We start from the raw sequence: 18,029 nt of genomic DNA, 5'->3' as shown, positions 1-18,029 counted from the left end.
GCCCGGCGCGCAGTCTGTTTTCGATTTCTGGCCCTTGGTTGAGAGGGGCCGGGCGTTCCGAATCCCGCCCAGGGCGGATCTTAATTGTTGATGGAGTTCATATTTCATGTCCAGGTTTGTCAATGTAGCTGCGGCCCAACTGGGTCCTATCGCGCGCAACGAAACCAAGAAACAGGTGGTCGACCGCTTGCTGGCCCATTTGCATCAGGCCAAAAAAATGGATGTTGATGTGGTGGTGTTTCCCGAGCTGGCACTGACCACGTTTTTCCCGCGCTGGTTCAGCGAGGATATTTCCGATTTTGATTGTTTTTACGAAACCCAGATGCCGGGGCCGGACACCCAGCCCTTGTTTGATGCCGCTGCCAAATTGCAGATAGGTTTCTACCTGGGCTATGCCGAGCTGGTCATTGAAAACGGCGTCAAGCGTCGCTTTAACGTATCCATTCTGGTCGATAAAACCGGCACGATTGTGGGCAAGTATCGCAAAGTGCATTTGCCCGGTCACGGCCAGGACGAGCCCTGGCGTGCTTTCCAGCATCTGGAGAAATACTACTTTGAACCCGGCCACGAGTTCGGCGTGTGGTCAGCCTTTGGGGGCGTGATGGGCATGGCCTTGTGCAATGACCGCCGCTGGTCAGAAACCTACCGCGTCATGGGTTTGAAGGGCGTGGAAATGGTCATGTTGGGCTACAACACGCCGGTTCATAATCCGCCCGCACCCGAGCACGACGACCTGTCCATGTTCCATAACCATCTGGTGATGCAGGCCGGGGCCTATCAGAATGGCACCTGGGTGGTGGGCGTGGCCAAGGCGGGTAGCGAAGAGGGCATCGAGATGATTGGGGGCAGTGCCATCATTGCACCGTCTGGCGAGATTGTCGCGGCTTGCTCGACCAAGGGTGACGAGCTAGCCATTGCCCGCTGCGATCTGGATCTGTGCCATTCCTACAAAAGCACGACCTTCAACTTTGAGCGTCATCGTCGACCAGAGGCTTATGGTTTGATCAGCTCGCAACGTGGAGCGGTAGTGCCATGGGCGTGAGCGAACACAAGCAAATGGATCTGGCCTGGGACGTCGTCAGCCTGACACAGGCCTTTGTGCGCATTCCCAGCCTGTCCGGGCAGGAACAGGCCATGGCGGACTTTGTGCAGCAAGTCATGCGGGACTTGGGCTTTGATCAAATCAGTGTTGATGAAAAAGGTTCGGTGCTGGGCTTTGTGGGCCCGGCCCAGGCCCCGCTGGCGTTGTTATTCGATGCTCATATGGATGTGGTCCCTATTGCTGGAACCTGGACGGTGGAGCCTTTTGGAGCGCAGATCAAGGATGGCCGCATGTATGGGCGCGGCACCAGTGACATGAAGGCAGGCTTGGCCGCTGCTCTGTGTGGCGCGGCGGCAGCGGCTCGTAGCGGCGCCTTGAAACAGCGTATTGCCGTGTCTGCCAGCGTGATGGAGGAAGTGATTGAAGGCTATGCCTTGTCTCATGCTCTGGAACAATGCACGCCCGGTGCCGTGGTGATTTGTGAGCCTTCGCGTTTGCGCATCATGGTTGGGCAGAAAGGGCGGCAGGAGATCTTGCTGCGCCTGCAAGGCCGTCCTGCCCATGCAGCCTTGCCGCACCTGGGAGTTAATCCGATTCAGGCCGCAGCCAGGGCGATTTCGGCCCTACAGACGCTGGAATTGCCGCAGGATGCGCAGGTGGGGCAGGCTTTGCTGGTGCCAACCGACATTATTTCTGACCCGCATCCTTCCATTTCGCTAATTCCTTCTTCCGTTACCGTGCGTTTTGATCGCCGCACCCTGGTGGGGGAAAGCAGTGAATCGGTGCTCAAGCAAATGGAGCAATGCTTGCAAGCGGCAGGCGTGGAGGGCTTTTCGCTGGAACTGGTGGACAGTCAGGTACAAACCTATACAGGCCAGCAGGCCAGCCCGGAGCGGGACTTGCCCGCCTGGCGACTGGATGAGTCGGCACCTTTGGCCCAAGCCATGGTGCAAGCGGTCCAGCAAGCTGGGCGTGTGGTGGAAATGGATACCTGGTGGTTTTGCACCAATGGCTCCGAGTCCGCCGGGCGACGTGGCATTCCCACCATCGGTCTGGGACCGGGCGAGGAAGCGCAGGCGCATACGGCGGATGAGTCGGTAGCTATCGATGATGTTCTGGGGGCCAAGGACATTTACGAACAGCTTTGCCTTCAACTGGCGGGACAAGCGTAAGAGCAATCGGAGACAAGTGATGCGTATTGCAGTAGCGGGTTTTCAGCACGAAACCAATACCTTTGGCCCGGCCATGGCAACGATGGCGGACTTTGAGCATGGGGGCGGCTGGCCAGGTATGTGCCGCGCCGAGGCCATTGAGCCTGCCTTGCGTGGGGCCAATATCCCGGCAGCCGGGTTTATGGCCGCCGCCGCACAAGCCGGGGGCGAGTGCGTCCCGCTACTGTGGGCCGCCGCCAGTCCTTCCGCGCCCGTCGAGGCAATGACTTACGAGGCAATCGTGGCGGAGATTCTGTACCGCCTGGAGCAAGTTCTGCCCGTGGATGCGGTGTATCTGGATTTACATGGCGCCATGGTAGCTGAGCATCGCGATGATGGGGAAGGGCATTTGCTGGTTCTGGTGCGCGAGATGGTGGGACCGGATGTGCCGGTGGTCGCCAGTCTGGACTTGCACGCCAATGTCAGCGACACCATGCTGGCGCAGGCCGATATGCTGGTGGCTTACAAAACCTACCCGCATGTGGATATGGCGCAAACGGGTGAGCGTACTTTCCAGGCGCTGATGCGATGTCTGCAAAGCGGTCGTCGCCCTGAATTGGCCTGGCATCGACTGCCCTTCCTGATCCCGGCGATCTGGCAAAGCACCGACATGGAACCAGCTGCCAGCCTGTATCATCACTTGTCATCGCTGGAAGAAATAGAAGGCGAGGGGAGCGTGTCCTTCGCCATGGGCTTTCCTGCTGCGGACGTGCCCGAATGCGGAGCGGTTTTGTGGGCCTATGCGCAGACGCAGGAAGAAGCCGATAGCCGTTTGGCAGGCTTTCTGGATGAGGTGCTTGATAAAGCCCAAGGCTTCCAAGGCAAGCTGTACGAACCGGACGAAGCTGTGCAATGGGCGCTGAGTCACCCTGGAAAAGGCCCGGTGATCATTGCCGATGCACACGATAACCCCGGCGGCGGTGCTAGCTCCGATACCTGTGGGCTCTTGCGTGCCTTGCTGAAAGCCAAGGTATCCGATGCGGCTTTAGGCTTGATCGTGGATCCGGAAAGCGCTGCTCTGGTCCACCAGGCAGGTGCCGGTAAAAGCATCGAGCTGTCCCTGGGGGGTAAATCCGGTGTTCCCGGTGATATGCCCTTGCATGCACGCTTCTATATCGAGTCCGTATCCGATGGTCAGTTCTCCGCCACCGGTCCGTATTACGCAGGCTGTGCCATGAACCTGGGGCCTAGTGCCTGTTTGCGCATAGAGGGCGTGCGTATCGTTCTGGCCTCCTACAAGTCGCAAATGGCAGATCAAAGCATGTTCCGTTTTGTGGGGATAGAGCCGGAGCAAATGAAGATACTGGTCTTGAAAAGCGCTGTACATTTCAGGGCGGACTTTGGCAGTATCAGTGACCGTATCATTGTCGGCGCCGCCCCGGGAGGCGTTTCCATGCGCACGACAGACCTGCCATGGGAGCGCTTGCCGGCAGAGCGCCTGCTGTATCCCGGTGGCCCCAGCCTGTCTCAATGGCGAATCATGCAATCAGAAGGGCAGGCCTGTTCACAATAGCTTTGCATTTTTTACCTAAGTAGGTATACTCCTGCCTTCACGGTTTTGATGCGGATTAGCTCGGTAAAATGAGCTTCAAAAATCAGACCGCCTGTTCAGACAAGTGTGGATTTCAATCGGCACCGGGATTAACTATCAATAATCTCGAGTCGAAAGAAAAAATCTAAAAAACACTTGCAAGAAAGGAAGAACAGGGTTATAGTTTAATTCTTTCGGGGCGTAGCGCAGCCTGGTAGCGCACTTGCATGGGGTGCAAGGGGTCGAAGGTTCAAATCCTTCCGTTCCGACCAAATTTAAAAAGACCTACAGCATTGTTGCTGTAGGTCTTTTTTTATTAGTGTAGTGGTTTTATGGGATGTACCCGCCAATGGCGGGTAGAGCAGGATCAGGCTTTCAAAGGAATAACGCTCCAGGAGGCGTATTCTCCAAAATTCGCCCGGCAATGCGGGCAGGTTTCGCTGAGCAAAGGGATTATTTGGTCGCAATTTGGACATGTGCCCTTAGGACCGAGGTCAGTAAGCCGCTTGTTTTCCCGACGCGCTTGTTCTGCTTCCAGAGCCGGGTCTGGCCAATTTGGCGAAGAGAGCAGTCTTGCCTTGAAGGTTTCTGCTTCTGCGTCGGAAATTGTGCCGCTGATCAGTTGATCCTCGATCACTCTTGCTCTTTCATGGCGCCATTGGGTGTTCAGAAAGCGCAGGCGGACAAAGATACCGCCCAGAAATATGCGTAGCGCTGTGGGTTCCATCAGGCTGTAGTGCAGATGGAGTTCACCAAAATTCGTGGTCAAAACAATAAATGTTTGTGTCGTTTTCTTGCTGGTTAAAGCATTCAAGACACCTGCTATTGCCATCCCGGTCAGTGCCCCATCGACATCGAATCCACCTCCAATAAAACCTCCGCCGCTTACGACTGTGCCGGGACCATTGACAGAGAGATCGGCAACTTCGATTAGAGAGAAGGGGATGGTTCTGGTAGCCGAGTTGCAGCTTACCGTGTCACCTTCAAAAACGAGATTGACACTATCGCCGGGTAGAAACGGAAATCCGGGAGCGCCCAGGACGGTGCATTCATGAAGAATGATGGGGGAGTTTTGAGCTTGATTGGTCATCTGCCTACGGCCGCTTATCTATTTGGAGTGACTGTTTTAAAACTGGAACTTTTGGGGAGCACCGGATTCGCTTATTTCCATTTCGATGCAGCTCTCTAAAATGGAATAACTGCCGCCGGTCGTGCGTGCCACGCGGTCGCAATAAGTGCTTGTCTTGCTAGGGACAGACTCCCAAATTCTTTTCAAGTTGTTGTAGGCAGTCTGCTCCATTTTGATGCATTCGTTTGTGATCATTGCCGAACCTCCTGAAACAGCGGAGACGCTTTCACAGTAGGAGTTTGGGTCGTATCGGGGTAGCTCAGCAGCATACGCGGCTGACGACATACAAAAAGCAGTGGCTCCGATCAAGGCTGTTCTCATCTTCATAATCTCTCCAATGATGATTTGCTTGTAAAGGTCAGGAGCCAGGTGGCTCCTGGCTTCTTTAATGGTGTCTGTGCTGCAGGAAGCTTTCCAGGGTGTACCTTGTGCAAGGATTGAGGCCAACCCTGCCAGACAGATGATTTGGAGGCTGTGTGCCTGTGTTTGGCCTACTTGGATTCTTCCGCCAGAAGCGTTTTGAAATCCGCGTGGGTAACCAGTGCGCGGATCGCATCCTGAATGGCACCCAAGCCTGCCTGTGCCGTTTGATTGCATGCCGTTTCACCATAAAAACTGGAGGTGTATTTATGGGTGTTGTTGACGGCAATTGACTTTCCATTTGAAGAGCTAAGTTCCATACCCACTGTCCATGTTCCGCCCATGGAGTCAAAATCCAGGGTAGTCAGTCTGCCTGTAAGTTCAAGGGTGGATTCTTTTTCATAAATATTTGCGATGATCAATTCGCTAATTAGCGCTTTGCGAACATAGTCGGCATAGCTTTCTCCATCAGGTGTTTTGATGGGCCCGACTGCACGACACATGATTTCCCCAGGCTGACTGTCTTTATTTGTGGGACTGTCGTTACGGAAGTCCCCAACACTGGCCTTTACATCGCCAACAGCCCGTAGAGCGACTACTGTATCGGTAGAGATGCTGTATCGTGGAACAGCATAAGTAGAACAACCAACCAATACGGTCGAAAGAGCTAAAACTGCGATTGTTTTCATAACGCTATCTCACCTTCCTCTATCAAACTAAAATTTTGTTACTTGATTTCTAAAAAATAAGGAGCCGAATTGCTCCTTTTCTTCTTTTGCTTAATTTTTCTTGTGTAAAGTCCTCAAAGCTTGAACTGCGTTCGTCGTCATTGCTTGTTCGTTCGATTTATATTCTCAAGATTGATAGGGGCATGAGATTTCAGGATGTTTTTCTTGATTTTTACCTCAGTAAATTGTTGCGCCTTATGAATTTCTTGATGTTGTTTCATAGAGCAATTTGTTGTTCCCTTAATCAATAGCCTGTCGATCATAGCTATTTTCTTCTTGAATGGCGATGGAGTTATTCTTGTTGATTTGATGAGTATTGGTGAAAGGGATTGCTCGCTTGTCTCAAGAGTGGGGAAAGTCCAAGTTGTTGCGGTGCGTCTAGCTATTTAAAAAGCCCGCATTGCGGGCTTTTTATTTGATCAGGTTCTGACTAGCTTTATTACCACCCCCAGCAAGTCCCCGCCGCAGGCTTGCCGCAATTGCGGTAGTTCACTGCAAACCACAGCTTTCCTGCACCCCGTGGGCTACCGTCAGATTTGACGTCGTTGCGTGGCAGTTCTTCCAGGGTGTCGCGCGCTGTTTTAGTGTCGGAGTCACTGGCAGCGTCCGGTTCCAGGACGATACGGCCTAAAGCTGCTGCATCACGGTCTTCAAAGACCAGATCCGTGTCTTTCAGAGCCGTCATTTTCAAGGCTGCATCGCGCACGGCAGCCGCGTAGCTGTCGTTTGAACCACCGGGTTGCAAGGCCTTGTTCAAGGTGCTCACCGCCAGAATCTGGGCCGGTGTGGCGGGTGGAGCCATCAAGTATTCGTCCAGTTTGGCCAATTGGCCCTCAGAAGCTTGGCGGCGCAGCCAGTCGCCCCACAGAAACTCTGCGTATTCGGGCAGCTTGCCGTTTTTATAGGCAAGGTCGCGGGTGAAATACACCAGGGAGCGATAGCGATCTTCCTGCATGCCACCGGCTTCTTTTTCGCTGGCCAGCCCAACGCGGGTGGGCAGTTGCTCGACAGTAATAGTCTGGTTTTCACCATCACGCAGCCAGACCAGTTTCTCTTTGCTCATGCGCTCCCAGAAGGCGGACGCTTCGCGGATGTCGCTGTAGTTGGCGCTGACTTTTACCCAGACGGGCAGTTTGGGGCCGCCGTCCGGGATTTCGCGCAGGGATGAGAAGGTGTGGTGGCCATCGGTCAGATAGAGATTGCCGTCCCAGCCTACGACCACGGTTTTCAGGTTTTCTGTTTGCGAGCCCAGAGGGTCTTTGCACAGATAGGTGGTGGGCTGGTCCAGGCGGGCAGCTTGAGCCTCAGCGATGGTCAGAAATTTTTGAGCACGTTCGGTTCCGCCCATATCCTCGCAGTAGTCGTCAAACTTTTTGCCGATGGTGCGATTCAGGTAGTCCAGTTGCTGTTTGGGGTCCTTAGCCCAAGTGGGCCGATCCAGATCGCCTTGCCAGCGTCCCAGCTTGTAGTAAACCTGATCGTAGCCAATGGCCGCTTGGGTGGGATGCAGTTCTTCGATGCGGACCTTGATGACATCGCCTGCCTTGCTGTCCAGATAGGCGGTGTTGCGAGGTGGTTCCGGTTCTTCAGTGACCGGTGGCGTGACGACGGGGGCTTTGGAAGAGTGGTTGCCGCCTGTGCTGGAGCCGCTGTCGCAGGCAGCTAAGGCCAAGGGCAACAGGGCGATACCTAAGGCTCGCAGGAGCTGTTGTCGGGCTGGGACAAGAGAGGGCAAGGAAGCGAGGTTCATGGTCCGTAATGGGATTTTGTTGGAAGATCCTAGATCATGAGGGATGGGTATTGCCGGAACATTGCATTCAGAAACATTCATCGTTTGTGCGGGATAGCTGCCTGCTTGTCACGGCCGGGGCGAAATTGTGACCAGCTTGCTCAGTCCTCTCCCATGCGGACTGAATCCCGTAAACTGTCCACGCTTGAATTAAATCGCTAAATCACTTCCTGGCTGTGGGAGCTGGTTTTAAAAGGTCATTAATGTCGCTCTACAAAAAAGCCTGGCTGTTCACCTTGTTCAATATCTTGCTCCTGGTCGCCTTGTATTTTGGGCTGCCTGTGTTCGACCGTGTGTTGGGGACCTTCGGGTTTTTAGTCTTTGGCTTTTATGTTCTGGGCCAGGGCTTGGTAGCCATGACCGTTTTTACTTGCCCAAAGTGCGGTTTGTCGCCGTTCATGGGTAGCCAGAGCTTGTTCACCAGTTATTCGCCCTTTCCGCGCAAGAAGTGTGGCCAGTGCGGGCATGACCACACTCAGACTGAGTAGGGCAAGTTGCGATCCGGCGGCCCGGCGATCCGGCGATCCGGCGATCCGGCCCGGTGCACTGATTCCTTGTTGACTCAGTCCTTGCGCAGCGGGTTCTCCTTCCTGGATTAGTCGGGTTGATGGTTGTGATCCACCACCATATTGTCTCCAAAGGTGGAGAATTTGGCGGTGACCTCGGCGGGCAGTTTGGCTTCAGCCTCGCTGGAGTTCTTGACCAGGCGTTCTGCTGCTTCAGTGCTCATGCCTGCCATGGTCAGGGTCTCCACATCGTTCAAGCCATCGCCACCGCACATATGAACATTCCATTCCCCATGACGACTCTTTAATAGCGCACGACCACCACGTGTCAGTTGCGTCCAACCCGCCAGGGCGTAGTCACCCTCGATTACGATAGGCTCCACCACAAGAGGGGCTTCGGGGCTGTCCCAAATCGCCTTCATGGCTTGGGAGATGCGATCGGCCTCTGATGGTGCAGCGCGAGCCATGCCCGTGAACATAGCGAACAAGATGAATAAAGCCATGGCGAAGAAAAGCCCATGGAGTGCCACTTTGAAGGTCTGGTGATGTTGTGAAGCGGTTTTCATAAGGACTCCTTGTTTCTCAAGCTAATAAAAGACAGGGTGGGGCTGTCGCCCCGAGCAGAGTGCCTAGCTGACTTGTTGGCAGCCAAGAGGCAGTGATCCGGCGTGTAAAGCGCGATAGTGGCGATTTGACGGGCATGACAAACCCCTTAGCAAGATAAAAAAAGTGGAATTAATACTGGATCTGCACACCGGCAAAGACCGATCTCCCTGTACCCGGCTCGAACAAGGGCGAGGAGGCTGTGGCATAGTCGGTAATGCTGGCGCTGGCGATATATCGACGATCTGTCAGGTTGCGGCCATCTATATAGAAGGAGTAGGGGCCGAGTTCCCATCCGGCTCGCAAGCCAAGCAAGGCATAGGAGCTGGTCTTGGTGGTATTGGCGTTGTCGACGTAATAGGCCTGGGGCACCCATTCCACATTGGGGCCAATGTGAAAGCCCGAAGGGTGTTTATAGATAATCTCTGCGCGAAGATAGTGCTTGGGTACGCCGGGCATTTGATTGTTGTTCCAGTCCCGATCATTGTCGAATTTGAAGTTGCTGTAGGTGTAGGCGCCTTTAATGTCCAGGCTGTCACTTTGCAGACCTTGCACCAACAAGCCACGAGCGGCCGTCCATTGCACACCTAGCTCTATGCCTTGATGGGTTGTGCGATCTGCGTTGACGGTTTTGTCGCAAATGTTCCAAGGCGCGCTGATGCATTGCAGCTCGTTTTTGACGCGGGCATGGTACAGGGAGACGTCCCAGGCCACGTTTCCGTTTTCCCCCCGGGTGCCTATTTCGAAGGTGGTGGCACGTTGAGCTTGCAGACGATCCAGATCATTGCGGGTCGAGAACGTCATGTCGTCAAAAGTTGGCGGCTCGGCGCTGCGGGAAATATTGCCGTAGATTTGCCACTGCGGACCTGCATCCCATAACAGGCCTAATTTGGGATTGAAGAAGTTGTAGCTCTTGTCCCCGGATCGGGTGGCGGGCAGGCCGCCGTTATACAAGTCCTGACGCTTACGTTGGGCGTGCATGTACTGCAGGCCGGTAATCAGGGACAAGTCCGAACCAAGACTCCAGGCGTTTTCGGCATAGGCGCTCAGGTTGCTGGCCCTGTCTTTGCTGGCAGACAGCTTCTCCTGCCGTTTGCCTCCTACGTTTACAGAGTTTTGAGCATCAATCTTGCCTGCCGACCAAGTCAAGCCTAGCGTGAAGCGGTTGTCTCTGCCTGCAAGCGGGCTGGTGTTGACCAGCCTGCCGTAAGCGCCGTAGCTGCTCGTGTCTCTATCAACAAACTGATAAATAGGGTGCCGTAGTGAGCTTTGCTCGAACCAGCCACCCAGTTCGTATTGAGTCTCTCCCATGACCAGCACTGTGCGGTTGGCAATGCGGCCTCCGTCCAGGTTGAGCTGCCAGTCGTGCTCTTTATTGGCTTTGGCAGCTTGCCGTGGATTATTCAGAGCCTGATCGCGGCTGACCGAGCCGGGAATATCCTGGTGAATTTGATAGCCGCTCAAGTAAAAACGGGTTTCTGACCGGTCTGAAAGCCGCCAAGCCAGGTTTGCGCTGGCCCGCGAGGAATGGCCAGCACTCTGCTCTCTGTAGCCATCTTGAGTTTGCCAGGAGCCGGAAATCACGCCATCCAGCTTCTCGCCCGCAAAACCGCTGCCAAGTTGCACGCGCCGCCAGCCAAAGCTACCGGTATCCAGACGCCCTTGAAAGGCGTCGGCATCATGGCCGGTGGGGGTGACGAAGTTGATGGCTCCACCTAAAGTAGCGGCTCCGTACTGCAAGGCATTGGCGCCTTTATAGACCTCGGTATAGCGGTAGGCAGTAGGGTCGATGCGATGAAAATTGCTGCTGCCGTCCGGGTCATTTAATGGAATGCCATCCTGGTACAAACTGATGCCGCGCAGATGGTAATACCGCGACAGACCCGAGCCACGTATGGACAGACGTGCATCATCTCCCCATTTGGGCTGTGCAAACACCCCGGGTGTGTAGTCCAGCATGTCTTTGACGGTGGCGGCCTTAGTGTCACGCCAGGCGCTCTCGGGCACCAGCGCCACCCCGCCCGCGACTTGTTCAATGGTTTTTTGAGCGCTTTGCAGGTCTGGAACGGTCAGACTTTTACCACGCTCTGGAGTGACGATGACGGGAGCCAGTGTTGGCGTCTGTGCATGAGCAAGGCTGGTCCAGGAGCTGGAAAACAGCAAGGTCAGAGCCAGGACGCTGCTTCGTGTGCGTGGTGATGTTTGTGCCGAGTGACGAGAGCGCGAAAAAGGGGCGGTCTGCACGGCGCATGCCTGTGCAGAAACACAAAAAATAGACATAAAAAAACCTTGAATGACTTCGCTGAAAAGCGACTGCACATACGGCAGTCGACGACGAGAGATCAAGCAAGGTTGACAGGGGGAGCGCGTGACCCTAGTGGTGGCCCCAAGGCAGGCAGGGGCGGCAAGCTCTGATTACGGTGTACTAGCAACAAAGGCTGGTGAACCACCGGGACATCCAGGCTTGCCATATCAGCGCTGGGTAGGGCTACTTGAGACAGGACCAGTGCGTAAGGGCACTTCTGCATATCCGCGTGTTCATTGGATTGCGGCGGATCGGCCTGTCCTGTCAGGCTCATCCAGATCGTGCTGGGCGTTCCTCCGGGGGCGCAAAGCGTGACGGAAAAGAAGCCATTCTGTTCACCCGAGCTATCGGGCATGTAGCCTGCCGGGACCAGCGAACGGCTTAGAAATGACAGGATCGCCAGGCAAAAAAGAACTTGCCAGGCTATGCCATTCTTAGCGAGAGAGCTGTGCCGGTGGATAGACATGGCGGGATTGTATTACAACTGCTTCTCAATTAGCTTTGATTTATCTTATGCCCGGACTCCGTCATTAGTGATGGATCACGATTTTTCCAAAGCGATCGCGCTGTTGCAGATAGCGGTAGGCTTCATGAGCGTTTTTAAAATCGAAGACCCGGTCGATCACCGGATGGATCCGGTGCTGGCTAATGACTCGATTCATGGCTTCCAGATCACTGCGACTACCTACACCAATGGCTTTGTAGTTGGCCTGACTAAAGACCAGATCCATGACATCCAGCGATTGCACGGATTTTCCCAAGGAGCCGATCAAGGACACTTGCCCACCTACAGCAATCGCTTTGATGGATTGTGCAATTGTCACCGGACCACCGACATCGACAATACGATTGACGCCTTCGCCGTGCGTGTAGTCTCGTACAAGCTCGGACCATTCTGGCGTGTCTTTGTAGTTGAAAACCTGGTCAGCCCCTAACTGCAGCAGCGTGTCGAACTTATTGTCTGAAGAAGTGCTGGAGATGACGTAGGCTCCCATTGCCTTGGCTAATTGAATGGCAAAAATGGACACGCCACCTGCTCCTTGTGTCAGCACTGTATCGCCTGCATTAATACCGGCCAGTGCGGACCAGGCCGTCAAGGCTGCGCAAGGCAGGGTTGCTGCCTCTTCAAAACTCAGATGGGCGGGCATAGGCGACAAGGCCTCTGCCGACACGACTTTATATTGAGTCAGCCAGCCGTCATGCTCAACACCATATTGCTCCCGGCCTGCGTAGGCTGGGCCACCGAACCAGTTCGGGAAAAAGCTGTTGATGACACGGTCGCCCAACTTGAAGCGCTGCACGCCGGGGCCAAGGGCATCAATGATTCCTGCTGCATCTGACAGTGGTACAGCTCCTGGCGTAGTGGGATAGCGCAATGTACCTTTCATGACCAACAGGTCTCTGAAGTTCAAGGACGAAGCCATGACTTGAACCCGCACTTGTCCGGGGCCGGGTTCGGGAAGCGGTTCCTGACCTCGTGTCAGGTAGTCCAAACTGCCATATTGTGTAAAACGGTAGGTGTCCATGCATGCTCCTGTTGATACTTGCATGGAGCATGCTAGGCCTGAGGCTTCAGACGATCTATAGTTGAAAATCCAATTTTCCTGTCTTATCGTCTGATAGTCATGAACCCCTTTGATGAAATCCTGGATGGCATGCGTTTGCAGCATGCTTTGTATGCGTGCTTCCAACTGCGTGCGCCTTGGGGCGTCAGCTTTGACACCGGCGAGTATGCGCGGCTGTTGATTGTCAGCAAAGGGGCTTGTTATTTGAAGGGAGAGCAGCGAGCCGACCCCGTGCTGCTGGAAGCGGACACCTGCATGCTTGTTCAACCAGGGGTGCAATTCTCGCTGTGTGACGGCAAGGAAAATCCGCTGGTTTCCTGTGAGACTTTGGCTCGGTATCCGCATGCTGAGCCGATCATCCATGGGGGCGATGGGGCTGTGACTGAAATCGTGACGGCCCGCTTTGCTTTCAACAAGTTGGCTGCCGAACCCCTGTTCAGTGCGCTTGGCCCCTTGGTACACACTCGCTTGAGGGCGGAAGATGCTGTCGCCATAAAAAGCATCCTGCATGTGCTGCAAACCGAAGCGCAAAGCCGGGATTACGGAACTCAGCTGATTAACGCCCGCCTGGTTGATGTGATGTTCATTCAGGTGATGCGGGCTTTATCGCACTGTGCCTCCTTGGGGGCAGGGCTGTTGGCGGGTATTCGAGACCCCAGGATGGCCCCGGTCTTGCAAGCTGTGCATCAGCAGATTGCGCGTCCGTGGTCGGTGGAGGAAATGGGCGCACTGATCGGGCTGTCCCGGTCCACCTTTTCTGCTTTGTTCAAGGCGGCTGTCGGGCAAGCCCCCTTGGCGTATTTGACGGCTTGGCGTATCTATAAAGCCAAGCTTTTGTTGGCAGCCGGTTCGCAGACGATAGGGCAAATTGCCGCGCAGGTGGGGTATGACAATGAGTCCAGCCTGAGCCGTGCCTTCAGCCGTTTGGAAGGAGTCTCGCCCGGTGTGTGGCGGCAGAGGCAAAGAGCCGGAGTTTGATGTCCGGCCCTACGTCAGGAGATTGAACAGGCGCAGCCTTGCCTAAGAGCCTGTTCTGTCTGTTTCCGCTTACAGACTGCGCCCCTTATCCAGATAGGTTTGAAACTCCGTCTCCGGCACCATGCTGCCGCCCGTTCCCCAAACCAGGTGGGTAGCGTTCTCCAGCTGAACATGCGAAAAACCCATACGCTGCAGATATTCAGGCGAGTTCAATACTCGCGCCATGCCGGGCACGCCAGCCAGGGCGGAGGGTTCCAGTTTGACCTTGTCCTGTTCGTAGGCAATGACCATCAAACGGTATAACTCTTCGTCCGTGACGGTGTAATAGCCGTCGATCAGACGCTGCATGGCTTTGCCCACGAAGCCCGAAGGGCGTCCTACGGCCAAGCCATCAGCGGCGGTGACGTTATCAATTCCGAAGTCTTGTACGCTGATCTCATCATGCAAACCGGTATAGACGCCCAGTAGCATGCAAGGCGAGTGGGTCGGTTCCGCAAAGAGGCAATGCACGGCATCGCCAAAAATCAGTTTCAGGCCAAAGGCTACGCCACCAGGGCCACCACCAACGCCGCAGGGCAGGTAGACAAACAAGGGGTGGTCCACGTCCACAACAATGCCCGCTTGCTGAAACTGTGCTGCCAGTCGTTCGGCAGCCACTGCATAGCCCAGAAAAAGATCCGGGGAGTTTTCATCATCCACAAAGTAGCAGCGCGGGTCCTGGGAGGCTTGTTCGCGGCCTTGCTCCACCGCCACGCTGTAATCGGATTGGTGCTCGACCACATTGACGCCGTTGGCTCGCAGCTTGTCTTTTTTCCATTGGCGGGCATCGGCAGACATATGGACGCTGACTTTAAAGCCCAGCTTGGCACTCATGATGCCGATTGATAGTCCCAGGTTGCCGGTGGAGCCGACGGCGATGGAGTATTGGCTGAAGAAAGTACGGGCCTGTTCGCTATCCAGCTGGCTGTAATCGTCCGTCAGCGTGATCAGGCCTGCTTCCTGTGCCAGATCTTCTGCATGTTTCAGGACTTCATGGATGCCGCCACGGGCTTTGATGGAACCGGAAATGGGAAGTTCGCTATCAGCCTTCAGCCACAAGGCCCCTGCCTGCTCCAGCACGTTTTCTTGAATCAGTGTTTGGCGTAGCTGATGCAAGGGCTTGAGAGGGGATTCGATAATGCCGTTGCTGGTTGCGGTATCTGGAAAGACGGCCTTCAGATACGGCGCAAAGCGTTGCAGACGCGCGCTGGCAGCCTGCACATCTTTGGCGTCCAGTCCCACATCTGCCAAGGCTTGGGCAGTGGGGGCGATGGCTGGATTGAACCAGGTGCTTTCTTTCAGGGCGATCAGATCGCGGATAAGGGGATGACTGCCTTGCCAGGCCGCCAGGGTTTTTCCATGGATCATGCGTTCACCTGATGAGTAACTGGGTTTCAAGGATAGAGAGAGGAACGATGCTACACGATTGCGCTTAATGATAGGGATGGCAAAGAGCTCGAATGGAGCAGGGAGGAGCAGGAGAGGGCAAGGCGGAAAGTGATGACTATCGCAGTCTGCTTGTCAGGCTTGGAAGTACAGACAAAATGGTGGAAACAGTCTGCAATTGAGTGCCGGTGCTCCGCGAAACAGGAAAACACTGCCCTCATCAAGAGGGCAGTGTTAATGGCTTTAAGGGTGTCTGTCTTGGGGTTCAGATCTTCTGGAAAAAAGCGTCAGGCACGCTTTAATCCAATCAGGAAGCGCGGATGTTAATACCGTGCATCCTTGGGTTTTTTACCATTCGGCCAGTCGTTCACTTTGCCCGCAAAGTCAGGCCGTGGCATATGCGTAAAGTACTCGGCAATGTCCACAGCATCCTGATCATTCAGCACACCTCCTTGGCCCCAGGCTCCGTGCGACGCCACGCTCATGGGCATGTTGTACTTGATGAATACCGCGGCCTTGAAGGTACGTGCCATACCTGCGCCTATATTGAAGGATTCATCCCCCCATAATGGCGGAAATACGATATTGCCGCGTTCATCCTTCAGGCCTTGACCTTCAAAGCCGTGGCAGCTGGCACATTGGACCGCATAAAGTGCTTTACCACGCTCAGGATTGGGGATCAGATCATGATCCAGTGGGCCGTCAATAGGCACCTGGACTTTTTGACCGGCTTGAACCCCTTGCGCCAACCACTTCATATACGCCAGCATGCCTCGCATTTCCGGCGAGTCCACGGGTAAGGCCTTGCCATTCATGGAACGCATGAAACAGCCGTTGATGCGGCCGGCCAAGTCCACCATCTTGCCCGAACGGGGCATGACCTTTGGATAGCTGACAAAGCTGTTGATGTAATGTGCGCCGCGCGGGGCTTTGCCCTGGTCAATGTGACAGCTATTGCAGTTCATGGCGGCGCCCACATTGTCGGGCAGCAGACGGCGTGTTTCGTTCAAGAGGCGTTTGCCGTACAAAATGGCGTCGGCGTTTGGTTCTTTCTCGATCAGCAGGTCCGAAGGAATGGTGTACTGACCCACCACCTCTTTGCTTTCCACATTAATAATGGGATAAGTGGCCGGAGTCGGGCCCGTCAGGGCGGGGCTGGAGGCAAAGGCATACCAGCTTGCCACTGCGACACCGGCAATGGCCACAGCCAGAACGGACAAGGTTTTGGCTTTACTCATGGCTGGCTCCTTGAGGCAGGATATTGGGCGATTTATTGGCTACAAACTGGCGGATGTGGGCAACGTCGGCCGCCTGCACGGTGGGGGCCTGGTTGGTCCAGCTGGTATGAATGTAGTTAACAAGATCGGCGATTTCCTGGTCGCCCAAATGGCGGAAGGCAGGCATGGTGAAGGTCATTGTGTCGACCTTGTTTTCAGGCATACGTCCACCTTCCAGGGTCACTTGAATGACTGATTGCGGGTTGTTGGCAAAAACAGCCGAGTTGCCAGCCAGCGCCGGGAAGACGCGCGGCACGCCCTTGCCATCAGCCCGGTGACAGGTCACACAGTGGGCGGCATATAACCAGGCGCCGGGCGAGGTGTACTGACCATCCAGCTGTGTTTGCGTAGTGGTATCCGCTTGATGCGGGATCTCGGGGTTGCGACCTTTGACGGGTGGCAGGGATTTCAGATACTGCGCCATGGCCTTCTGGTCCCGAGGTGTCATGTACTGAGTGCTGTGTTCGACCACATCCGTCATGGCGCCAAAGGCCGCTACTTTATCGGTACGGCCGGTGGCAAAGAAATCCAGCAGCTCGTCTTCAGACCAGCTGGCCAGGCCACGACCTTCGCCGCGCAGGCTCTTGGCGCGCCAGCCATCAATCACGGCACCGGACAGATAGTCGTCGCCGTCTTTCAGGCTCAAGGCCAGTTCTTGATATGCCACGCCGCGCGGTGTGTGACAGGCACCGCAGTGGCCGGGGCCCTGCACCAGATAAGCCCCCCGGTTTTTCAGATTATCCAGGCCTTCATCAGCTACAAATGTCTGATCAGTGGGAGCAAACAACCATTGCCAGAAAGCAATGGTCCAGCGCATCTGGAAGAGCTTGGGCAAAGTGGGCTCGGCATTTTGCTGTTTGACCGCCGGAACGCCCTTCATGAAATAGGCGTACAAGGCATTCATGTCCTCGTCGCTCATGACCGAGTAGGAGGGGTAGGGCATGGCGGGGTAGAGTGCAGCGCCGTCCTTGCGTACTCCGTGCTGGACGGCCGTTTTGAACTCGTCCAGGGTGTAATTGCCTATGCCGGTGTCCTTGTCGGGTGTGATGTTGGTGGAGTAGATCGCTCCCAGCGGGGTTTGCATGGCCAGGCCGCCTGCATACTTTTTACCGCCAGGAACGGTATGACAGGCCACGCAGTCGCCGGTGCGGGAGACGTAGGCTCCCTGCTTGATCAGGGCGTCATCATCCAGCTTGATGGTGCTTGCCGAGGGGGAGACGATGCTGCGTTGCGACAAAATAAGCTGAGATCCACCATAAGCGGCCCCCAACCCCACTAGTGCAAGGATCAAGGTCTTAGATAAGACATTCATAGACATTACCCATAATTATTAAATAAATGCGTCAAATAACTTCGAGTCACACTCAGTACGCATGGTATAGAGAGCCCAGAAGGCAAGAAACCGTTGTTCGGAGCCGAATTGATCTAACTCAATGGTTATGTATATAGGCTTATAGCGGGTTGCGATTGCAAACTTAAAGCGCCACTTATATGGCGGCTAAATAGCAGGACTCGTTGCCCGCCTCCCTGTAAAAGCTTCTTGAGTTTGCTCGTTAGTATCAAAAAGATACATAAAGAAT

16 protein-coding genes and 1 tRNA gene are annotated in these 18,029 nt (G+C 54.9%); 6 read left to right on the top strand and 11 right to left on the bottom strand.

Annotated elements, in window-relative coordinates:
• Window positions 1–106 precede the first annotated feature (106 nt).
• The 4 genes from ACFPDR_RS09345 (at window position 107) to ACFPDR_RS09330 (ending at window position 4,056) form a co-directional block, all read left to right on the top strand.
• A complete protein-coding gene (locus tag ACFPDR_RS09345; protein WP_009454329.1) occupies window positions 107–1,042 on the top strand; it encodes an N-carbamoyl-D-amino-acid hydrolase in 936 nt (311 codons plus the stop codon).
• Entirely contained in the window at window positions 1,033–2,214 is a 1,182-nt protein-coding gene (locus ACFPDR_RS09340) for a YgeY family selenium metabolism-linked hydrolase (protein WP_376911044.1), read from the top strand. The genes ACFPDR_RS09345 and ACFPDR_RS09340 overlap by 10 nt, the downstream gene beginning before the upstream one ends.
• Window positions 2,215–2,233: 19 nt before the next feature.
• Entirely contained in the window at window positions 2,234–3,766 is a 1,533-nt protein-coding gene (locus tag ACFPDR_RS09335) for a M81 family metallopeptidase (RefSeq protein ID WP_376911043.1), read from the top strand.
• A gap of 213 nt (window positions 3,767–3,979) precedes the next feature.
• Window positions 3,980–4,056: transfer RNA gene (locus ACFPDR_RS09330), tRNA-Pro, on the top strand.
• 95 nt (window positions 4,057–4,151) lie between these two features.
• Here the strand turns inward: ACFPDR_RS09330 and ACFPDR_RS09325 are convergent.
• From ACFPDR_RS09325 to ACFPDR_RS09310, 4 genes are all read right to left on the bottom strand, one after another.
• The gene (locus ACFPDR_RS09325) at window positions 4,152–4,874 is read right to left on the bottom strand and encodes a zinc ribbon domain-containing protein (RefSeq protein ID WP_257113534.1); all 723 of its coding nucleotides are present in this window, start codon (window positions 4,872–4,874) and stop codon (window positions 4,152–4,154) included.
• Window positions 4,875–4,910: 36 nt separating this feature from the next.
• Window positions 4,911–5,108 (bottom strand): hypothetical protein, encoded by a 198-nt coding sequence (locus ACFPDR_RS09320; protein WP_009454246.1) that lies wholly within the window; start codon window positions 5,106–5,108, stop codon window positions 4,911–4,913.
• Between the two features lie 296 nt (window positions 5,109–5,404).
• Window positions 5,405–5,962 (bottom strand): hypothetical protein, encoded by a 558-nt coding sequence (locus ACFPDR_RS09315; protein ID WP_031232077.1) that lies wholly within the window; start codon window positions 5,960–5,962, stop codon window positions 5,405–5,407.
• Window positions 5,963–6,440: 478 nt separating this feature from the next.
• On the bottom strand, window positions 6,441–7,751 hold the full coding sequence (locus ACFPDR_RS09310) for a ParB/Srx family N-terminal domain-containing protein (RefSeq protein ID WP_266108497.1): 1,311 nt from the start codon (window positions 7,749–7,751) through the stop codon (window positions 6,441–6,443).
• A 242-nt stretch (window positions 7,752–7,993) separates the two neighbouring features.
• Between ACFPDR_RS09310 and ACFPDR_RS09305 the strand changes: the two genes are divergently transcribed.
• A complete protein-coding gene (locus ACFPDR_RS09305; RefSeq protein WP_137430454.1) occupies window positions 7,994–8,278 on the top strand; it encodes a hypothetical protein in 285 nt (94 codons plus the stop codon).
• A gap of 107 nt (window positions 8,279–8,385) precedes the next feature.
• Here ACFPDR_RS09305 and ACFPDR_RS09300 read toward each other — a convergent pair whose 3' ends face one another.
• The 4 genes from ACFPDR_RS09300 to ACFPDR_RS09285 all read right to left on the bottom strand — a co-directional run bounded on the left by ACFPDR_RS09300 (window position 8,386) and on the right by ACFPDR_RS09285 (window position 12,730).
• Entirely contained in the window at window positions 8,386–8,862 is a 477-nt protein-coding gene (locus tag ACFPDR_RS09300) for a copper uptake system-associated protein (protein WP_083053569.1), read from the bottom strand.
• A 169-nt stretch (window positions 8,863–9,031) separates the two neighbouring features.
• Window positions 9,032–11,179 carry a TonB-dependent receptor family protein gene (locus ACFPDR_RS09295; RefSeq protein WP_376911042.1) on the bottom strand — a complete coding sequence of 716 codons (2,148 nt, stop codon included), beginning with the start codon at window positions 11,177–11,179 and terminating at the stop codon, window positions 9,032–9,034.
• A 62-nt stretch (window positions 11,180–11,241) separates the two neighbouring features.
• Window positions 11,242–11,670 (bottom strand): DUF2946 family protein, encoded by a 429-nt coding sequence (locus ACFPDR_RS09290; protein WP_367997704.1) that lies wholly within the window; start codon window positions 11,668–11,670, stop codon window positions 11,242–11,244.
• Window positions 11,671–11,734: 64 nt separating this feature from the next.
• Window positions 11,735–12,730 carry a zinc-dependent alcohol dehydrogenase family protein gene (locus ACFPDR_RS09285; RefSeq protein ID WP_376911041.1) on the bottom strand — a complete coding sequence of 332 codons (996 nt, stop codon included), beginning with the start codon at window positions 12,728–12,730 and terminating at the stop codon, window positions 11,735–11,737.
• 99 nt (window positions 12,731–12,829) lie between these two features.
• Between ACFPDR_RS09285 and ACFPDR_RS09280 the strand changes: the two genes are divergently transcribed.
• Complete coding sequence (locus ACFPDR_RS09280; protein ID WP_376911040.1) at window positions 12,830–13,747, top strand: AraC family transcriptional regulator; 918 nt, start codon at window positions 12,830–12,832, stop codon at window positions 13,745–13,747.
• A 69-nt stretch (window positions 13,748–13,816) separates the two neighbouring features.
• Here ACFPDR_RS09280 and ACFPDR_RS09275 read toward each other — a convergent pair whose 3' ends face one another.
• From ACFPDR_RS09275 to ACFPDR_RS09265, 3 genes are all read right to left on the bottom strand, one after another.
• Window positions 13,817–15,154, bottom strand: coding sequence for a D-serine ammonia-lyase (locus ACFPDR_RS09275; RefSeq protein ID WP_376911039.1), 1,338 nt, complete (start codon window positions 15,152–15,154; stop codon window positions 13,817–13,819).
• A 341-nt stretch (window positions 15,155–15,495) separates the two neighbouring features.
• Window positions 15,496–16,410, bottom strand: coding sequence for a c-type cytochrome (locus tag ACFPDR_RS09270; RefSeq protein ID WP_376911038.1), 915 nt, complete (start codon window positions 16,408–16,410; stop codon window positions 15,496–15,498).
• The gene (locus ACFPDR_RS09265; protein ID WP_376911037.1) at window positions 16,403–17,761 is read right to left on the bottom strand and encodes a c-type cytochrome; all 1,359 of its coding nucleotides are present in this window, start codon (window positions 17,759–17,761) and stop codon (window positions 16,403–16,405) included. The genes ACFPDR_RS09270 and ACFPDR_RS09265 overlap by 8 nt, the downstream gene beginning before the upstream one ends.
• Window positions 17,762–18,029 lie beyond the last annotated feature (268 nt).

Origin of the sequence: Alcaligenes sp. GCM10023179 (genome assembly GCF_042653705.1) — a bacterium.
Taxonomy (GTDB): domain Bacteria; phylum Pseudomonadota; class Gammaproteobacteria; order Burkholderiales; family Burkholderiaceae_B; genus Alcaligenes; species Alcaligenes phenolicus.
Note: the sequence above shows the minus strand (reverse complement) of the source record. Positions and strands in the feature narration are given on the sequence as shown.